14 protein-coding genes are annotated in these 18,225 nt (G+C 71.4%); 9 read left to right on the forward strand and 5 right to left on the reverse strand.

The genetic code is table 11. From position 1 onward, the window contains the following. Positions 1–223: 223 nt before the first annotated feature. Positions 224–955, forward strand: a complete 732-nt coding sequence (locus ACZ48Z_RS24200; protein WP_468737946.1) for a Type 1 glutamine amidotransferase-like domain-containing protein — start codon at positions 224–226, stop codon at positions 953–955. A gap of 64 nt (positions 956–1,019) precedes the next feature. Here ACZ48Z_RS24200 and ACZ48Z_RS24205 read toward each other — a convergent pair whose 3' ends face one another. Both ACZ48Z_RS24205 and ACZ48Z_RS24210 read right to left on the reverse strand, forming a co-directional pair. Beyond that, positions 1,020–1,529 carry a DUF6114 domain-containing protein gene (locus ACZ48Z_RS24205; RefSeq protein ID WP_468737947.1) on the reverse strand — a complete coding sequence of 170 codons (510 nt, stop codon included), beginning with the start codon at positions 1,527–1,529 and terminating at the stop codon, positions 1,020–1,022. Next, positions 1,529–2,194: a DUF6230 family protein gene (locus ACZ48Z_RS24210; protein WP_468737948.1), complete on the reverse strand. Its 666-nt coding sequence runs from the start codon at positions 2,192–2,194 to the stop codon at positions 1,529–1,531. Before ACZ48Z_RS24210 ends, ACZ48Z_RS24205 begins: the two co-directional genes overlap by 1 nt. 670 nt (positions 2,195–2,864) lie before the next feature. Here ACZ48Z_RS24210 and ACZ48Z_RS24215 point away from each other — a divergent pair. After that, positions 2,865–3,527 (forward strand): Tat pathway signal sequence domain protein, encoded by a 663-nt coding sequence (locus ACZ48Z_RS24215; RefSeq protein ID WP_468737949.1) that lies wholly within the window; start codon positions 2,865–2,867, stop codon positions 3,525–3,527. An 18-nt stretch (positions 3,528–3,545) separates the two neighbouring features. Here the strand turns inward: ACZ48Z_RS24215 and ACZ48Z_RS24220 are convergent, their stop codons facing one another. Then, positions 3,546–4,481 (reverse strand): lytic polysaccharide monooxygenase, encoded by a 936-nt coding sequence (locus ACZ48Z_RS24220; protein ID WP_468737950.1) that lies wholly within the window; start codon positions 4,479–4,481, stop codon positions 3,546–3,548. Positions 4,482–4,871: 390 nt separating this feature from the next. Here ACZ48Z_RS24220 and ACZ48Z_RS24225 point away from each other — a divergent pair, with 390 nt between their 5' ends. Continuing rightward, complete coding sequence (locus tag ACZ48Z_RS24225) at positions 4,872–6,656, forward strand: S8 family peptidase (RefSeq protein WP_468737951.1); 1,785 nt, start codon at positions 4,872–4,874, stop codon at positions 6,654–6,656. 99 nt (positions 6,657–6,755) lie between these two features. Here the strand turns inward: ACZ48Z_RS24225 and ACZ48Z_RS24230 are convergent, their stop codons facing one another. Continuing rightward, a complete protein-coding gene (locus ACZ48Z_RS24230; RefSeq protein ID WP_468737952.1) occupies positions 6,756–7,418 on the reverse strand; it encodes a ScbR family autoregulator-binding transcription factor in 663 nt (220 codons plus the stop codon). Positions 7,419–7,562: 144 nt separating this feature from the next. On the opposite strand from ACZ48Z_RS24230, the gene ACZ48Z_RS24235 reads away from it, so the two are divergent. The 4 genes from ACZ48Z_RS24235 (at position 7,563) to ACZ48Z_RS24250 (ending at position 11,392) form a co-directional block, all read left to right on the forward strand. Further along, positions 7,563–8,483 carry a ScbA/BarX family gamma-butyrolactone biosynthesis protein gene (locus ACZ48Z_RS24235; protein ID WP_468737953.1) on the forward strand — a complete coding sequence of 307 codons (921 nt, stop codon included), beginning with the start codon at positions 7,563–7,565 and terminating at the stop codon, positions 8,481–8,483. Positions 8,484–8,554: 71 nt separating this feature from the next. Then, complete coding sequence (locus tag ACZ48Z_RS24240; RefSeq protein ID WP_468737954.1) at positions 8,555–9,202, forward strand: ScbR family autoregulator-binding transcription factor; 648 nt, start codon at positions 8,555–8,557, stop codon at positions 9,200–9,202. A gap of 91 nt (positions 9,203–9,293) precedes the next feature. Further along, positions 9,294–10,445, forward strand: a complete 1,152-nt coding sequence (locus tag ACZ48Z_RS24245) for a damage-control phosphatase ARMT1 family protein (protein ID WP_468737955.1) — start codon at positions 9,294–9,296, stop codon at positions 10,443–10,445. Positions 10,446–10,684: 239 nt separating this feature from the next. After that, on the forward strand, positions 10,685–11,392 hold the full coding sequence (locus ACZ48Z_RS24250; RefSeq protein ID WP_468737956.1) for a class I SAM-dependent methyltransferase: 708 nt from the start codon (positions 10,685–10,687) through the stop codon (positions 11,390–11,392). Here the strand turns inward: ACZ48Z_RS24250 and ACZ48Z_RS24255 are convergent. Then, the gene (locus tag ACZ48Z_RS24255) at positions 11,350–14,613 is read right to left on the reverse strand and encodes a tetratricopeptide repeat protein (RefSeq protein WP_468737957.1); all 3,264 of its coding nucleotides are present in this window, start codon (positions 14,611–14,613) and stop codon (positions 11,350–11,352) included. The two genes, ACZ48Z_RS24250 and ACZ48Z_RS24255, sit on opposite strands and share 43 nt — an antisense overlap. A gap of 194 nt (positions 14,614–14,807) precedes the next feature. On the opposite strand from ACZ48Z_RS24255, the gene ACZ48Z_RS24260 reads away from it, so the two are divergent. Together ACZ48Z_RS24260 and cyc2 are read left to right on the forward strand one after the other, a co-directional pair. Then, positions 14,808–15,689 (forward strand): TIGR03619 family F420-dependent LLM class oxidoreductase, encoded by an 882-nt coding sequence (locus tag ACZ48Z_RS24260; protein ID WP_468737958.1) that lies wholly within the window; start codon positions 14,808–14,810, stop codon positions 15,687–15,689. 334 nt (positions 15,690–16,023) lie between these two features. Continuing rightward, positions 16,024–18,183 (forward strand): germacradienol/geosmin synthase Cyc2, encoded by a 2,160-nt coding sequence (gene cyc2, locus ACZ48Z_RS24265; RefSeq protein WP_468737959.1) that lies wholly within the window; start codon positions 16,024–16,026, stop codon positions 18,181–18,183. Positions 18,184–18,225 lie beyond the last annotated feature (42 nt).

An 18,225-nucleotide genomic window follows, 5' to 3' on the forward strand; every position in this document is an offset into this window, starting at 1 on the left:
GCGGGCAGCGGGAGGGGCCGGTAGCGGGGTGGCGTTCATGGCCCGTACGGCGGCTCGTGTCCCCTCGGATCGTTCCGGTACGCGCCCGTCCGCGGTGCGCGGGATGCCGGGCGGCGGCCGGGAGTCGTCGGCCGGGGGGACGTCCGGCGGGCGGCCGTGGACCGGGGCCGACGCCGTCGGGCGGACGCCCCTGCTCGCGCGACCGCTGGCTAGGATCATGTGAATGGCCTCAGAACCGACGATCGTCGCGACCTCCGGAGGGCACCGCGCGGGCGGGCGCACCATGGTGTCGTTCCACGCCCTGGTGCACCACGCCGTCGACCTGTCGGGCGCCCACGGACGCAGGCCGCGCGTGATGTACGTCGGCACGGCCATCGGGGACGCCGAGCACTTCACGGCCCGGATGCACGAGGCGGCCCGGGTGGCCGGCTTCGACCTCACACCGCTCCAGCTCTTCCCCATGCCGAACCTGGACGACGTCGAGGGCGCCGTCCTGGAGCAGGACGTGGTGTGGGTCATGGGCGGCTCGGTGGCCAACCTGCTCGCCGTGTGGCGGGTGCACGGCCTGGACCGCGTCATGCGCGCTGCCTGGGAGTCCGGGGTGGTGCTGAGCGGGGTCAGTGCGGGCTCCCTGTGCTGGTTCGAGGGCGGCACCACCGATTCGTACGGCCCCGAACTCCGGCCGCTCACCGGCGCGTTGGGCTTCCTGCCGTACGGCAACGGGGTGCACTACGACAGCGACCCGGGGCGCCGCCCGCTGGTCCACCGGCTTGTCGCGGACGGCACCCTGCCGGCCACCCACTGCACGGACGACGGCGTGGGGCTGGTCTACCGCGGCACCGAACTCGTCGAGGCGGTCACCGAGGTCCCGGGGAAGGGCGCCTACGTCGTCACCCGCGACGGCGACACGGCGGTCGAGGAACGCCTCGAACCGCGCAGGCTGCCCGGCGTGTGACGGGCGGTGCCTGTGCGGTCCGGGCGCCGGGAGTGCGGGTGCGGCAGCGGCCCGCGCACCCCCACTACTGCGCGGCCTGCGGTGTGCCGGCGGCCATCCCGGCCTGCGCCGTGCCGGTCCCCGCACCGGGGCGGTCCGTCCCGGTCGCCGAGTCGTCCCGTGCCGCCTCCTGCGAGAGCCTGCGCCGGTCCTTGCGGCTCACCCGCGGGCCCAGGTCGGGCAGCCAGGCGAAGGTCAGGACGCTTCCCGCGACCCCCAGGAGGAGGCCGACCATGAAGCCGCCCATGTTCGAGGTGACCCAGGTGCCCAGGGAGACCAGCACGCCGGTGACCGAGTAGAACAGGCGCTGTTCGGGGCTGAAGAGGATCAGCAGGCCCAGCACCACCATCAGGATCGGCAGGAGGTAACCCGCCAGCCCCTGCATCCCGACGTGCATGACCACCTTCAGCGAGACCTTCATGGTGAGCAGGATGAATGCCCCGCCGAGGGTCAGCCACAGCCCGCCGAAGAAGGGACGTCCGTACACCCAGCGGGTGAACTTGTCCTCGCTGACCTCGGGCTCCTGGGTCGCCATCAGCAGCCCGTGCCGCTGAAGCTGAGCTTGAGGCCGGGGAGCTTGAACACGGCCGCCGTGGTGGCGTAGTTGGTCTGGCGCAGGTTGGCGATGTGGACGGTGTCGGCCTGCTGGCTGAAGACGCCGAGGGGGCCCTTCACGCCCGCCTTGGTGAGGGTGCTGGCGTCGTTGCCGATCTCGATGTTGGTGAAGGACGCGTCACCGGTCAGATCGGTCGAGTCCAGGGTCAGGTCCGTCGCCTCGACCTTCTTGTCACCGGCGCCCGCCTTGATGAGCAGGTTGGTGCCGCCCAGGTCGACGCTCTGACACAGCTTGGTGATCGTCGCGTTCTTGATGGCGGAGGTCACGATCAGGACCTGACCGCCGGTGTCGCCGGCGTTCGGGCTGTTGTCCGCCATGTTGTCGAGGCCGCCGAACTGCTCGAACCCGGTGCCGTCCATCTGCGTCGCGGTGACCGTGAACGGCATGCCGGAGATGGCGAACTGGACCCCCAGCGCACCCTGGGCGGTCATGATCGCGAGACCGGCGGTGATCGCGACGGCCGGCACGGCCATGATCGCGGCCCGGCGACCCGACAGCCGCCCGCGTCTTGCGGGGCCGTCGGAGGATTCGGGGGCGGAACCGCTTTCGGGGGTCTCAGAGGTGGTACCGACGGACGAGGCCATGTGCTGCTCCCAAGGGGCATAGTCAACGCAAGTGGGGCTCACGTGCGGTTGTTTGCGGCTTCGGTGGCTGGATCTGTCCTGGCGCGGACAGCGGCTGCGGCGCACGCCTCCTCACAAACTCCCGGCGGCTGCAAGGCCTTTCTCGTACTCCGCAGTAACGCCGAGGAAGTTACCGGCGGTTACGACCATGGGTCAAGCGACTTGTGAGTAAAGGGTGTCGATTATGTGCTGCCCGTGATCAACAACGGTCGAAGGGCTGGAAAAAGCCGCTTTCCGTTGATCAACTCCCGCACTGCATCTTGACGTTGACGGATGATCAGGTCTACAACTCTCGTGGCTTCCCCAGGATCCGTGGCGCCGGGTCCAGCCGTCGGGCGGCATCTCGTCCGCTTTCCCGGAGCATTCGTCCTTCACGGGCTCTTCACCGCCCGAGTCCGATCCTCCACGGCACCCGGCACGGCCGCTTCCCCCCTGGTCGTACCGGGTTCGCCCTCTCCCGCCCGGTCCTGCCGGAGCCCTCCCCCAGTGGGCCTCCGGCCGGTCACCGGCCGGCTGCCGTTGCCGGTCCGTCACGTACGGAGAAGGCGTGACGGACCGGCAACGGCGGACGCCCACCCCGCGTCCGTGCTCCCCCCAACCCACCCTGACCTCATGAAAGAGGCAATCCCGCATGCGTATCCGTACTCTGCTCTCCCTCACCGCCGCTGCCGCCGCCTTCGCCCTGCCCGTGGCCGCGGCCGCCCCTGCCGCGGCGGCCGACGTCGCGGTCCTGACCACCGGCGGTCTCGGCGGCACCAACGTCGCCGACGGTGCGTCCATCAACGCCTCCCTGGCCAGCGGCACCACCGCGACCCTCTACTCCACCGCGACCGGAACCAGCGGGATCACCTGTGCGGCCTCGACGTTCGGCGCCACGGTCGGCGTCGGCGGCAACCCCACCGCGCCGGGCACCGCGACCGAGTCGCTCGACACGCAGACCTTCGGCAGCTGCACCTCGAACGTGATCGGCGTCCTCGGCGTCACCAGCATCACGGTCAACAACCTGCCGTACACCACCACCGTCGGCTCCGACGGTGCCGTCGCCGTGACCCCGGCGAGCGGTTCCGCCATCCAGACGACCGTCGTGCTGCGCACCCTGCTGGGCAGCGTCAGCTGTGTCTACCAGGCGGCGGGCGGCCTCGCCGGCACCGCCTCCAACGCCGACAACAGCATCGCCTTCAGCAACCAGCAGTTCACCCGGACGTCCGGCTCCTCGCTGTGCCCGGCGAGCGGCTTCTGGACCGCGAAGTACAGCCCGGTGACCACCGGCGGCGAAGCGGTCTACGTCAACTGACCTGCCTGAAGCGGTAGTTCAGCGTCGGCGCAGACGAAGCGCCAGGGCGGCGCCCCCGGTGAGCACCAGCACTCCGGCGGCGCCGCCCGCCATCATGGGCGCGGACGGTCCGGAGCCGGGATCCGCGTCGGCGGCCACCGGAGAGGATTCGGGGGCGGCGGCGTCCGCCGAACGGACCACGGACGGAGTCGGCGTGGGAGTGGCGGCGGGAGTGGACGGCGCCGCACTCTTCCCGGACTCCTTCTTCGCGGCCTTGGACGGGGTCGGCGACGCGGCGGTGCCCGCGTCCGTCCCGCGCTCCTCGGCCGCCGCGGGGAACACCACGTCCGAGCACGAGTAGTACGTGTCCGCGGTACTGCTGTTCTGCCAGATCGTATACAGCACCTGGCGACCCGTGCGGTCCTTGGGCAGCGTCATCCTGATCCGGTACGCGCCGTCGGTCAGCGCCGGGTCCTTCACCTGCGCGAACGGCTGCTCCGGCAGATCCGACCACTTCAGCGGCTTCGACGGGTCGTACCCGGGCTTGGTGAGGTACATCCGGAACGTGCCGGTGTGCGGGATCGTCGAGACGTACTTCATGGTCAGTGACGCGCCGGGGGACAGGCGTGTCGTCGGCCAGTCCGAGCGCGCCAGGTCCAGGCCCCGGTAGGCGGGCAGGGCGCCGCTGCACAGCTTCCCGTCGGGGATCGTCTGCCGGTCCCGCCCGTTCACGTTCGCGACGCGCAGGTTGTCCCACGCCGTGAAGGGCGAGCCATTGGCCGCGACGGCCGCCCGGCATGCGGCGGTGCCCGAGGAGGCGCCGTCGGGGGAGCAGGCGAAGACCCGGCTTACCGGATCGGTGGGAGCGCCGTGCGCCTGCGCGGGCGCCGCGGCGAACAGGGTCAGCAGCAGTGGCGCCGCGACGGCGACCGACGCGGTCGTAAGGCGGGCGGTTGTCCTGGGCGTCCGGGCCATCCGGAACTCCTCCTCGGGCGGCGCGGGAAAGACGGGCTTCCGTGCAGTACGGGACACAGGCCCCGCGCGTTCACCGGCACGGCGGGCGGCTCGCCTGCGCGCAGACGCGGTCAAAGCGAGCCATCCCCGGTCAACCGGCCGCCGACAGGGGTGGTTTCCGGGCGGGTCAAGGGTTTCCCCTGTATCCGCATGACCATCCCTTTGCCTATCGTTCGATCTCAGCTGACCCACAGGTAACCCCGAACGGGTCACGCACCCCACGTCTGGCCGCCCGTCGTGTCCGCCGGCTTCTCCCCCCTTCCTGGCTTCACCCCCCTCGCCGCTTCATCGCCGAAGCGATTCGACTGCCGCTCCGCGCTGCCCCGGAGCGCGGCCACGAAAGGCAAGCCCTTGCGCACCTCGCCCTCCCTGAGGCGGAAGCTGATATCCGCCGCAGCCGTCTCCGCGGCCCTGCTCTCCGTCGGCACGGCCTCCGTCGCCGTCGCCCAGGACGCCCCCGTTCAGGGGAGCGCCGTCCCGGCCGCGTCGACCGAGGCCGCCCCCGGCACCCCGGCCGAGCGCCTCATCGTCGGCTACAAGTCCGGTGCCGCCGAAGCCACGTCGAACAAGGCCGCCGAGGCCGACGCCGCCGCCAAGGACGCCGACTTCCAGCGCCGCCTCGGCACCGGTGCCGCCCTCGTGGACCTGGGAGCCGACCCCAGCACGGCCGAAGTCGCCGACGCCGTCGCCGAGTTCAAGGCGGACCCGCAGGTCGCCTACGTCGTACCGGACCGCCTCAACAAGCCGCAGGCAGACCCCAACGACACCGAGTACGCCAAGCAGTGGGACCTGTTCGAGTCCACCGCCGGCATGAACGTGCCGGGTGCCTGGACCACGTCCACCGGCACCGGCGTGACCGTCGCCGTCATCGACACCGGCTACGTCGCCCACTCCGACCTCGCCGCGAACATCGTCGGCGGCTACGACTTCATCTCCGACACCGCGGTCTCCGTCGACGGCGACGGCCGCGACAGCAACCCCGCCGACCCGGGCGACTACTACGCGGCCAACGAGTGCGGCTCCGGCATCCCGGCCTCCAGCTCCTCCTGGCACGGCACGCACGTCGCCGGCACCATCGCCGCGGTCACCAACAACAGCAAGGGCGTCGCGGGCATCGCCTACGGCGCGAAGATCTCCCCGGTGCGCGTGCTCGGCAAGTGCGGCGGCTACGACTCCGACATCATCGACGCCATCACCTGGGCGTCCGGCGGCACCGTCTCCGGCGTGCCGGCCAACACCAATGTCGCCAAGGTCATCAACATGAGCCTCGGCGGCGACGGCGCCTGCACCTCGGCGACCCAGACCGCCATCAACAACGCCGTCAGCCGCGGCACGACCATCGCCGTGGCGGCCGGCAACGACAACGAGAACGTCTCCGGCCACTCGCCGGGCAACTGCAACAACATCATCTCGGTCGCCGCCACCAACCGTGCCGGCGCCAAGGCCTCGTACTCCAACTACGGCACCCTCGTGGACATCTCGGCGCCCGGCGGCCAGACCAGCACCGGCACCGCCAACGGGATCCTGTCCACGCTCAACTCCGGTGCCTCGACGGCCTCTTCGGAGTCGTACGCCTACTACCAGGGCACCAGCATGGCCACCCCGCACATCGCGGGCCTGGTCGCGCTTGTGAAGTCGGCGGCCCCTTCGCTGACCCCGGCGCAGATCGAGACCGCCATCAAGAACAACGCCCGACCGCTGCCCGGCGCCTGCTCCGGCGGCTGCGGCGCGGGCCTGGCCGACGCGGCGAAGACGGTTGCGGCCGTGAGCGGCGGCGGCACGACGACGGGGACGACCTACTCCAGCACCACCGCGGTCGTCGTCCCGGACAACGGCTCGGCGATCGAGTCCTCCATCGCCGTCACCGGCCGCACCGGCAACGCCCCCTCGACCCTCCAGGTCGGCGTCGACATCACCCACACCTACCGCGGTGACCTGGTGATCGGCCTCGTCGCCCCGGACGGCACGGTGTACAGCCTCAAGGCGGCCAGCTCCTCCGACTCGGCGGACAACGTCAACACCACCTACACCGTGAACGCGTCCTCGGAGACGGCGAACGGCACCTGGAAGCTCCGCGTCCAGGACACGGCCGCGCAGGACACGGGCACGCTCAACAGCTGGAAGCTGACCTTCTGAGCGAACTCTCTCGAACGAGTGGGCCGGCCGGTGCGGATGGTGCACCGGCCGGCCCGTCGTGCGTGGGGCGGGGCGTGTGTTCTCCCGGGCCGGGCCGCATCACACCTCGGCGCCCACCAGTGCTCCGCTCTCCACGGACGCGAGCACCCGGGCCCCGCGGTCGGGCCGGCTGTCGAGGCCGATCAGCAGCCCCGGCACCGCGATGCTCGGCAGCACATGGGCCCACATGACGGAGATCCGGTGCCCGAGATCCTCCCGCCCGTTGAGCGCCCGTGACATCAACTGCACCCCGGCGAACGCCCCGACCAGCAGATCCGCCGTGTCCCGCGGCTCCACCGTCGGTAGCAACTCGCCCTGTTCGCCGGCCGCCCGCAGCGTCGCCGACAGATGCTCGCTCCACTGCCGGAACGGCCCCGTGTGGTCGACGCCGGGCGGTGCGCACTGATCCACGGTCAGCCGCACGCTCCCCTTCAGCAGCGAGTTGGTCTGCAACCGGTGCCCGAAGACGAACGTCATGTCGACGATCTCCTGGAGCTTGCACGGATGCGGCGGTACGGCGCCCAGCGACAACTGCTCGTCGAGCACGGCCTGCGCCAGGGACTCCTTGGAGGGGAAGTGGAAGTACAGGGCGCCTTTGGTGACGTCGGCCCGCGCCAGCACCATCGCGATCGTGCTGGCGGCGTACCCGTGTTCGTCGAAGACGGCCCCCGCTGCCTCCACGATCGTCCTGCGTGTCCTGATGGCGCGCTCCTGTCTCGCCATAAGAACCCCTCCCATACGCCGAGTCGGGTTTCTTCCGGTCTCGATCGGATCACATTGAAAACAGACCGGAATCCCTCGTACTCTATCGCTCACCGGCACGGGCACCTCGCCGTCCATCACGGCTTCGGAGCAACGAGGGGGAGCATGTCAGAGTCGCGGCAGTTCACGGAGTCCCGGCCCGGAGCACTGACGGCGACCGTCCCCCGAGAACTCGTGCACCGCGTGGCCGTCGCGGAGACCCTCCTCACCGGCTGGACCAGGACGGGCCCCGACCGGTTCACGCTGACCGCCCAGTGGCCGCGCGCCCACCAGTTACACGTGTCCCCGGACCGTTCGGCCTATGAACCGCTCCTCATTGCAGAAACGGTCCGCCAGTGCGGAGCGCTCCTCGCCCACGCCGCCTACGAGGTCCCGATCGGTCATCAGTTCGTCCTCCAGGAACTGCGTGTCGACACCCGCCCCGAGCACCTGGCCGTCGGCGCCGCCCCCGCCGAACCCGTCATCGACATCACCGTCGACGAGATCCGCCGCCGCGGCGGCCGCCCGACCGCACTGCGCTACGACGCCGTCGTACGCCTGGGCGGCGAACGCGTCGCGACCGGCCGTATCGCCGTGAGCTGGACGAACCAGTCCGTCTACCGTCGGCTGCGCCGGGGCCGCACCGCCGACGTCGGTGCCCTGCGGCTGCCACAGCCACCGCCCCCGCCGCTGCCGGCCGGCACGGTGGGACGCGCCCTGCGCGCCGACGTGCTCCTGTCACCCACCGCCCGCTCCGACCGCTGGCGCCTGAGAGTCGATACCGCACACCCCGTTTTCTTCGACCATCCGCTGGACCACATCCCCGGCATGCTCCTCCTGGAGGCCGCCCGCCAGGCGGCACGGGCACACGGCGGCGGGGACCGGTGGGTGCCGACGTCCTTCCACGCCGCGTTTCACCAGTACGCCGAGCTCGACAAACCAGTGTGGATGGAAGTGAGCACAGGCGCCGGCAGCGACGTACAAGTCGTCGCGCTGCAAGGCGAATCGGTGGCCTTCGAGTGCCGAGTGGGCGCCGCAGAGGGGTGAGATATCGTGTACAGGGAGTGAGAAACAAACGGCATGTCCCGTTCTTTTGCGTCACAGGAGTGTGCTAGTCGATGCCGAGGCAGTTACGCGCTGAACAGACCCGAGCGACGATCCTCAACGCCGCCGCCGATCTGTTCGACCGTCGCGGCTATGAGTCGACGAGTCTCAGTGACATCGTCGAGCACGCCCAAGTCACCAAGGGCGCGCTGTACTTCCACTTCGCGGCCAAGGACGATCTCGCCCACGCCATCCTGGAGATCCAGTCGCGGACGTCCCAGCAGGTGACGGGGGACGTCGACGCCCGCGGATACACCTCGCTGGAGGCACTGGTCCGGATCACCTTCGGGATAGCGCGACTGTCCGTCGAGGGCCCCGTCCTGCGCGCCGGCCTCCGGCTCGCCACCGGGGGAGTCGCGGTGCGGCCGCCGCTCAGGCATCCGTTCGCGGAGTGGATGGAACTGGCCACGGGGAAGCTGCTCGGGGCGGTCAAGGAGTCCGATCTCCATCCCGACACCGACGTGGACGCGGTGGCCCACTCACTGGTGTGCTTCTTCGTCGGCACCCGGGTCGTGGGCCCCCATGTGGAGCCGGTGGGACGGCAGCCGCGACGGCTCGCGGAGATGTGGCACGTGATGATCAGGGGGCTGGTGCCCGTGCACCGGCGGGCGCGGTATCTGGCTCTGGTGAGTCAGTTGGAGCAGGAGTCCCGGGGCGGCTGAGCGCCGTTCCGGTGCGGGGCGGCGGGCTGCCCCGGGCCGTCCGCGGCCGGCCGCGCGGTTCCCGGCGCTCCCGGGTGACTACAGTCGCCGCATGTCTTTCAGCGCGGACGTCATCCTCGGCAACGAACCCGGGGCCTTTCCGTACAGCGTGCTTGCCGAGCGGCACCCCGCGATCATCGGGCAGGTCCGGGAGGCGTTCCCCTACGGGCCCGAGCAGCACCGCGGCCTCGACGCACTGCTCGACAGCTGCACCAAGGGCGTGATCGAACCCCTTCCGGGCGGCGCGTGGGCCGAGTGGGGCATCGACGCCCACATCGGCCGCTCCTGGTTCGACGTGCCGTGGCTGTGGTCCGAGAGCTACTTCTACCGTCGGCTCCTCGACGCCGTCGGGTACTTCGGAGACGGCCCCTGGCGCGGGATCGACCCGTTCCGGCCCGCCAAGCTCGCCGAGCTCGAATCCCCCGAGACGGACCGGGAGCTGGAGGCGCTGGACACGCTTGCCTCCCGGCCCGCCGAGGAGCGGGAAACGGCCCTGCTGCACGGGTCGTTGTGGGGCAACCGGGCCGACCTCGGGTTCCGGCTCTCCGACGGGGCGGCCGAGGAACGGGCCGCCGTGCCGGATCTGGTCGCCGACGACAGCGACCGGCTGCGGTCACTGCTCGACGGCGCCGGCACGCTCTGCCTGATCGCCGACAACGCCGGCCGGGAGCTGATCCCCGACCTGCTGCTCCTTGCCCACCTCCTCCGCCACGGCCGTGTCGAGCGGGCCGTCCTGCACGTGAAGCCCCACCCCTACTACGTCTCCGACGCGACCACCGCCGACGTGGTCGACGCCCTGCGCCGGCTCGTGCGGGCGCCGGGCGAGGCCTCGGCGTACGGGCGCCTGCTGTGGGACGCCATGGCCGACGGGCGGCTCGCCGTCCGAGCGCACGACTTCTCCTGCGCTCCGCTGCCCTACACGGACATGCCCGACGACCTTCGTACGGAGATCGGCGGGGCCGCATTGACCGTGCTGAAGGGAGACCTCAACTACCGCCGTCTCGTGGGGGACCGGCGCTGGCCGCCGACCACCTCCTTCGCCGACGTGACCGCGTACTTCCCGGGACCGGTCGCCGCCCTGCGCACGCTGAAGTCCGATGTGATCACCGGCCTCGACAGCGGTACGGAGGCCGCCCTCGTCGCCGCGGAGGGTCAGCGCTGGCGGACGAGCGGCACTCGTGCGCTCATCCAGGTACGGCCCTGACGGCTATGTTGCCGACTGCGTGATCACCGGGCGCGACGGCCGTACGGAGGCCGCCCTCGTCGCCGCGGAGGGTCGGCTCCGGCGGACGAGCGGGAGCCGTGCGCTCATCCAGGAACGGCCCTGACAGCTATGCTGCCGACGTGTACCGGTGGGCTGCCATACGTCCCACCGACGGGCAGCGAAAGAGGACGTCATTGACCCCGCGGTACCTGAGGAATCCTGGGGAGCCCGTCTACGACGTGGACGCTCGGCGCTATGTCGACGTCACGGACGCCCGTGACGAGACCGACCTGCACGACGTGTTCACGGACATCTACCGCACCAACCGCTGGGGCTCCGACGAGACCCGCTCGGGACCGGGCTCCGAGCTCCAGCGCATGAAGCGGGTCATCAGCCAACTCGGCGCCCTCATCGAGGACCTGGGCATCCGGTCGGTGCTGGACGCGCCCTGCGGCGACTTCAACTGGATGCGGTACGTCGAACTGCACGGCGCCTCCTACCTCGGCGGCGACGTGGTCGCGGAACTCGTCGAGGCCAACCGCGCCCACCACCCCGGCCCGGGGCGGGAGTTCCAGCTGCTCGACTTCACCGCCCAGCCCGTGCCGCGCGTCGACCTCATCGTGTGCCGCGACGCCCTCGTGCACTTCTCCTACCAGCACGTGGTGGAGGCGCTGACCCGCTTCCGGGAGAGCGGCTCGCGCTATCTGCTCACCACCAGCTTCTCCCGGACCGCCGCCAACACGGACATCGTCACCGGCTGGTGGCGGCCCATCAACCTCCGGCTCGCTCCCTTCGGCCTGCCCGCACCGCTCCAGGTCATCGGCGACGACGAGTCCGACGACTTCTACGACGACAAGGCGCTCGCGCTGTGGGACCTCGGGCAGATCCCGGCCCGCTTCCCGGGCTACGAGCCCGCCGCCGCGGAGTCGGGATCGCTGGGCACCTGATCGTCGGACCGCAGACGGGCCAACGCCTCCTGGGCGGCCAGTGTCCTTGGATGGCGTAGACCGAGAACCTCCTCGCAGGCCTCCAGCACCTCCATGAACTCCGCCTCGGCCGCGTCGAGTTCACCCTTCAGGCACAGCAGGTCGGCCAGGTTGTGCCGGACCGCCAGGGTCCCCGGGTGCCGTGGCCCCAGCGTCTCCACGCAGTCCGCGAGCACCGTCCGGTACTCCGCCTCCGCCTGCTCGACGTGCCCGCGCAGATGCAGGACGTGGGCGGCGCCGTGCCGTACGGACAGGGTGAGCAGGTGCTGTTCGCCCAGCACTTCCCGGCGCGCCGCGTACACCTCCCTGAACTCCTGTTCCGCCGCCGCCAGTCGGCCCTGGTCCTTGAGCAGGTCGGCGAGGTTGTGCCGGACCGCGAGGGTGCCGGGGTGGCGGGCACCGAGGGTGTCGACACAGTCCGCCAGGACCGTGCGGTACTCGGTCTCGGCCCGGCCGGTGCGGCCCCGCAGGTGCAGGACGTGGGCGGCGCCGTGCCGTACGGACAGGGTGAGCAGGTGCTGTTCGCCCAGCACTTCCCTGCGCGCCGCGTACACCTCCCTGAACTCCGTCTCGGCGGCCTCCAGTTGGCCCCGCTCCATGAGCAGGTCGGCCAGGTTGTGCCGGACCGCCAGGGTATGCGGGTGCATGTCGCCGAGCAGCCTGCGGCGGACCTCGAAGACCTCCCTGAACTCGTTCTCCGCGTCGCCGGGCCAGCCCCGGTCGCGCAGCACGGTGGCCAGGCCGTGCCGGGCGGCCACGGTCTCCGGATGGTCCTCGCCGTAGGCGTCGGCGCGCAGCCCGAGCACCGTACGGAACTCGTGCTCGGCCTCGGCCAGGAGGCCGCGGTCGCGCAGGACGTCCGCGAGGTCATGGCGCACGGCGAGCGTGTTCGGGTGGCGCTCGCCCAGCACGTCGGCGCACTCCCGGTGGGTTTCCCGCAGCTCCTGCTCCGCCTGCCGGAACATGCCGCGCTCGTGCAGCACCTGGGCCATCTCGTGACGGGTGACCAGGGTGTCGGGGTGGCTCGCACCGAGTGTCTCGCGGTAGGCGTCCAGGACGAGACGGTAGTCCTCCTCGGCCTCCGCGAGCAGCCCTCGGTAGCGGGCCATCCAGGCCACGCCCTTGCGGGCCGCGAGGGTCTGGGGATCACGCTCGCCCAGCAGGACCCGGCGCGTGGCGTGGACCGCGCGGTACTCGGTCTCCGCCTCGATGGGGCGCCCCCGGTCGCAGAGCAGGTTCGCGAGCGCGTACCGGGCGTCCGCGGTCTCGCCGGCCTCGTCACCGAACAGCTCCCGGGTGTCCGCGAGGACGGTACGAAGGAGCGACTCCGCCGCCGGCAGCCGCCCGCGCAGCTGGAGCAGATGGGCGGCGGCGGACCGTACTTCGAGCGCGTCCGGATCGCGCGGTCCGCAGGCCAGCACGACCGGCTCGCACGCCTCCAGCACCTCCTCCGCCCGGTCCAGCCAGCCCCGCCGGAACAGGTGCCGGGCCCCGGCGGCCGCTGCCCTGAGCGCCTTCGAGACGAGGGCGTCGTCCGCCTCGTACGGGTCGCCGATCAGGGCCAGCGGGGCGTCGCAGTGCGGCAGCAGCAGCCGCCAGCGGGGCCAGTCGCGCGGGTCGTCCTCGCTCAGTTCCGCGGTGGCGCAGACGACCAGGTCGGCGACGACGGCCGCGTACTCCCGCATGTGTTCGGCGAGGTCCCGCTGGAGCCGGCCGGCGTCCCGGACGAGCGGGTGCATCAGCAGGGTGCGCGTGTGGTCGTCGCCGCCGCGCGGGGTGTGCAGCTCGATCAGTCCGAAGTCGGCGAGCGAGGTGAGTGCCGTGAACAGCTCCTGGGGCGTGACGCCGGGCAGCAGCGACGAGTCCGCCAGCCGGTCGGGACGCATCAGACCGACCAGCGGGACGGGCGCCTCGCCCAGACAGCACAGCAACCGCATCAGCGGCCGGGCCTGGGTGATGCCCCGCCGCTCCAGGAGGTCCAGCGAGAGCTCCCAGGTACCGGTCACCGGGACGGAGTAGTCGCTGCCCGGCCGTCCGGGCGGGTGCTCGTCGAGGAGTTCGGTGAAGCGCACGTCGAGGGCCGCGCGATAGTCGGCGTACGTCCGCACGGTCGTCGTGCCCGGCCAGGCGGGGAAGGCGGAGGCCGCCGCGAGATGCGAGCCCGCGATCCGCAGGGCCAGCGGCAGTCCGCCGAGCCGCCGGGCCAGGTCCTGCGCGTCCTCACGCGAACCGGCCCGCTCCCCGGCGAGATCCCACAGCACCTCGGCCGCGTCGGTCTCCTCCAGCGCGTCCACGGCATGCAGGGTGGCCCACGGCCCCCACGTCGTCGGGCTGCTGTCCCTGCTGGTGATCAGCACCAGACCGGGCAGCTCCGCGGCCGGCCGGATCCAGCCGGTTCCCTCCGACAACCTGCCGTAGGGGGCGAGGTGTTCGGGCTCATCGGCGTTGTCCACGACCAGCAGCCACGGGTGCGCGGTGTCGCACAGCCGCCGCCACAGCAGATCCGTCGCGCTCGAACGCCCGGACCAGGCACGGTCGATGAGGTCGGCGGGCGTGCCCAGCGCGGCCACCACCTCACGCATTCCGGCGCTCAGCCCGGCCGGGTTCTTCGCGGTCACCCACCACACGTCGACGTTGAGCGCGGCGGCGTACGCGGCGATCTCCAGGGCGACGGTCGTCTTGCCACCCCCGCCCATGCCGTGCAGCACCCGCACACCGGAAGTCGGCTTGCCCACCAGCTGTTTGAGCGTGTCCAGCAGTGACTCACGGCCCCGTACCCGCCGGTCCAGGCGCCCCAGCGGAGGGGCGACGGTCAGCGCACCGGGGGCGCGGGTCTCCAGGGCGGCCGGTTGCTGCTGGATCTGGATGAAGAGCGGGCGGGCCACACCGGAGAACTCCTGCACGAACTCGGCCAGCAGGTCGGACAACGCGGGGTCACGGGCCAGCAGTCCGCGCAGCGTCGCGTCCCACTCGTCCCGCTGCTCCCGCAGGATGACCTGCTGCCGGGCGGCCGGAGCCGCGTTCAGCGCCGCCCGCGCCTCGTCCAGCCGCGCCACGTCCTCCCGCCGCAGGATCCGCGAGATCCGGTGCCGGGCCACCTGCCAGGCGTCCGTGGTCATCAGCCCGACCATCGTGCCCGCGGCGGCGGCAGCGGTCTGGGTGAACAATTCTCCCCCGAACATCGAGGACCCCCCTGTCGGCACACACCTCGACGGTTACGTCCGAACCCCTCTCCCGTCCTCAGGTTCTCATGTCACGCGGATGGAAGGGGACTTGATCCCGAGGGAAGGGGCGGCCCGGGACGAAAGGCAGCCGTCGTGGTGTTGCCCCCCATGCACCACCCCCTGTCACCTCGACGCCGAGGGAGGCGCACCGTATGCGTCTGGGAGTCGCACCGCACCGGCTGTGGCCCACTCACGAGGACGAGATCGACGACGTCCTCGAAACCGCCCGCACCGCCGAGGAGTTGGGCTTCGACCATGTCATCGCGAGCGGCCATCTGCTGGCCGGGGCGGCGGGTGTGACCCCGGACCCGCTGGTCCTGCTGTCCGCCGTGGCCGGAGCGACGACCCGGATCGGGCTGGTGACCAGCGTCCTGGTCCTGCCCCTGTACAACCCGGTCGTCGTCGCCCATCAGACCGCCACGCTCGACCGGCTCTCCGGCGGCCGGTTCACCCTCGGAGTGGGCACCGGCTGGGACACGGCGGAGTTCGCTGCCGCAGGAGTGCCGTTCGCCGGGCGGGGCCGCCGTGCCGACGAACAGCTGGACGCCGTACGGCGGTTGTGGCGTGGCCGGCCGACGCGGGACGACGCCGGGGTGCGACTGGGGGTGCGGCCCCGCACGCCCGGGGGACCGCCCGTGTGGGTCGGCGGCCACAGCGACGCGGCCCTGCGCCGGGCGCTGCGGTACGGCGACGCATGGCACGGCTCCGGTCTCGACGCGGCCGGACTCGCCGAGGTGCGGGGCCGGTTGGCCGGGCTCGGAGCGGAGACACGGCGGGATCCGGCCGGCCCGCTGGAGCTGACGGCGGGCCAGATACTCGTACCCCCGGGTTTCGAGGCCGCCCTGGAACTGCCCGGACGACGCCTGCTGGGCGGAGCCGAACCGACCGCCGAGCGGGTGCGGGAGGAGCTCCAGGAGCTGGCCGACGGCGGACTCTCCGCCTGCTCGCTATGGCTGCCGGTCGCCGCCGAGGCGTTGTCCGACGCGCTGGCCTGGGTCTCGGAGGAGGTTCTTCCGCATCTCTCGGGGGAGTGACGATTCGGCCGCGTCCGGAGCGCTCCGGACGTCTGAACGCCCCGCTGTACCGGCCTTACCGGCCTTACCGGCCGGGGCGGCGACCCGGGGCCGTCGCCGTCGTGCCGCCGCCCACGAGTCGGTACGACGGAGGTGGATCGGCGGAGGCGGCGGCGGTCGGAGGGTGCCGTTCGTCTTCGGTACGAGTGCCGGGACCGCCCTGCCGGGAGCCCGCGCCGCCTCCCACGTCACAAATCCCCTTCGCCGTGCCCGGATTCACCCCTGATTCACGCGATGGTGTGATCATGTCCCGGTCCGCGGATGGCCCTCGGGAGCCCTGGGTAGGGCCCGGCTCATGACGCAGCAGCCCTTCGAACTCCCGCACTTCTACATGCCGTACCCCGCGCGGCTGAACCCGCACGTCGACGAGGCACGCGCCCACTCGAGCGTGTGGGCGCGCGAGATGGGCATGCTGGAGGGGTCCGGGATCTGGGAGCAGTCCGACCTCGACGCACACGACTACGGCCTGCTCTGCGCCTACACACACCCCGACTGCGACGGCCCCGCCCTCTCGCTCATCACGGACTGGTACGTGTGGGTGTTCTTCTTCGACGACCACTTCCTGGAGATCTTCAAGCGCACCCAGGACCGCGCGGGTGGCAAGGCCTACCTCGACCGTCTGCCCCTCTTCATGCCGATGGACCTGTCGACGCCGATGCCCGAGCCGGAGAACCCGGTCGAGGCGGGCCTGGCCGACCTGTGGACGCGTACCGTGCCGTCGATGTCCGCGGACTGGCGCCGCCGCTTCGCGGTCGCCACCGAGCATCTGCTCAACGAGTCCCTGTGGGAGCTCTCCAACATCAACGAGGGCCGGATCGCCAACCCCGTCGAGTACATCGAGATGCGCCGCAAGGTCGGCGGCGCTCCCTGGTCCGCCGGGCTCGTGGAGTACGCGACCGCCGAGGTCCCCGCCTCCGTGGCCGGATCGCGTCCGCTGAGGGTCCTGATGGAGACGTTCTCCGACGCCGTGCACCTGCGCAACGACCTGTTCTCCTACCAGCGCGAGGTCGAGGACGAGGGTGAGCTCAGCAACGGCGTCCTCGTCCTGGAGACCTTCTTCGGCTGCACCACCCAGGAAGCCGCCGACACCGTCAACGACGTCCTCACCTCCCGTCTCCACCAGTTCGAGCACACCGCGCTGACCGAGGTCCCCGCGGTCGCCCTGGAGGCAGGTCTCACTCCGGGCGAGGGGGCCGCCGTCGCCCGGTACACGCAAGGACTCCAGGACTGGCAGTCCGGCGGCCACGAGTGGCACATGCGCTCCAGCCGCTACATGAACGCCCGCGCGCAGACGGCCAAGCCGTGGCACGGACCGACCGGCGCGGGCACCTCCGCCGCCGACGTCGGTGCCCTGCTCGCCGCAGCCGGCGCCGAGCGGCTGCGCGCCCACACGCATGTGCCGTTCCAGAAGGTCGGCCCGTCCCTGCTGCCCGACTTCTACATGCCGTTCGCGGTGGAACACAGCCCGCACCTGCCCGGCGCCCGGCCCCGCCTCGTCGAGTGGGCGCACCGCATGGGCATGCTCCAGGAAGGCGTCTGGGACGAGGACCGGCTCGCCGCGGCCGACCTCCCCCTGTGCTCCGCGGGCATCGACCCGGACGCGAGCGCCGAGGCCCTCGACCTCAGCTCGGACTGGCTCGCCTGGGGAACCTACGGCGACGACTACTACCCCCTCGTCTACGGCGGCCGCCGCGACCTCGCCGCCGCCCGCCTGACCACACAGCGCCTGTCGGACTGCATGCCCCTGGACGGCGAGCAGGTCATCGTCCCTGTGAACGCCATGGAGCGCGGCCTGGTCGACCTGTGGGCACGCACCACGGCGGAGATGCCCCTCGATGACCGGCGCACCCTCAAGGACGCCGTGAACGTGATGACCGAGAGCTGGGTGTGGGAACTGCTCAACCAGATCCAGCACCGCATCCCGGACCCCGTCGACTACCTGGAGATGCGCCGCGCCACCTTCGGCTCCGACCTCACCATGAGCATGTGCCGGATGGGCCACGGCCCCTCCGTCCCTCCGGAGGTCTACCGCAGCGGTCCGGTGCGTTCCCTGGAGAACGCCGCCGTCGACTACGCGTGCCTGCTCAACGACGTCTTCTCGTACCAGAAGGAGATCGAGTACGAGGGCGAGATCCACAACGCGATCCTCGTCGTACAGAACTTCTTCGGCATCGACTACCCGACCGGGCTCCGTGTCGTCCACGACCTGATGACGCAGCGCATGCAGCAGTTCGAGCACGTCGCCGCACACGAACTGCCAGTCGTCTACGACGACTTCGGGCTCTCGGACGAGGCACGCGAGGTCATGCGGGGCTACGTCCAGGACCTCCAGCACTGGATGGCGGGCATCCTGCACTGGCATCGCACGGTCGACCGCTACAAGGCGGAATACCTGTCCGGCCGAACCCACGGCTTCCTCCCGGACCGCCCACCGGCACTCCCCGTGGCGGGCTGACGGGGCTCCTCCCGCCAGGGCTGCCCCTCTGGGCCTGCCCTG

The sequence above is a fragment of the Streptomyces sp. NPDC031225 genome, from assembly GCF_055570355.1.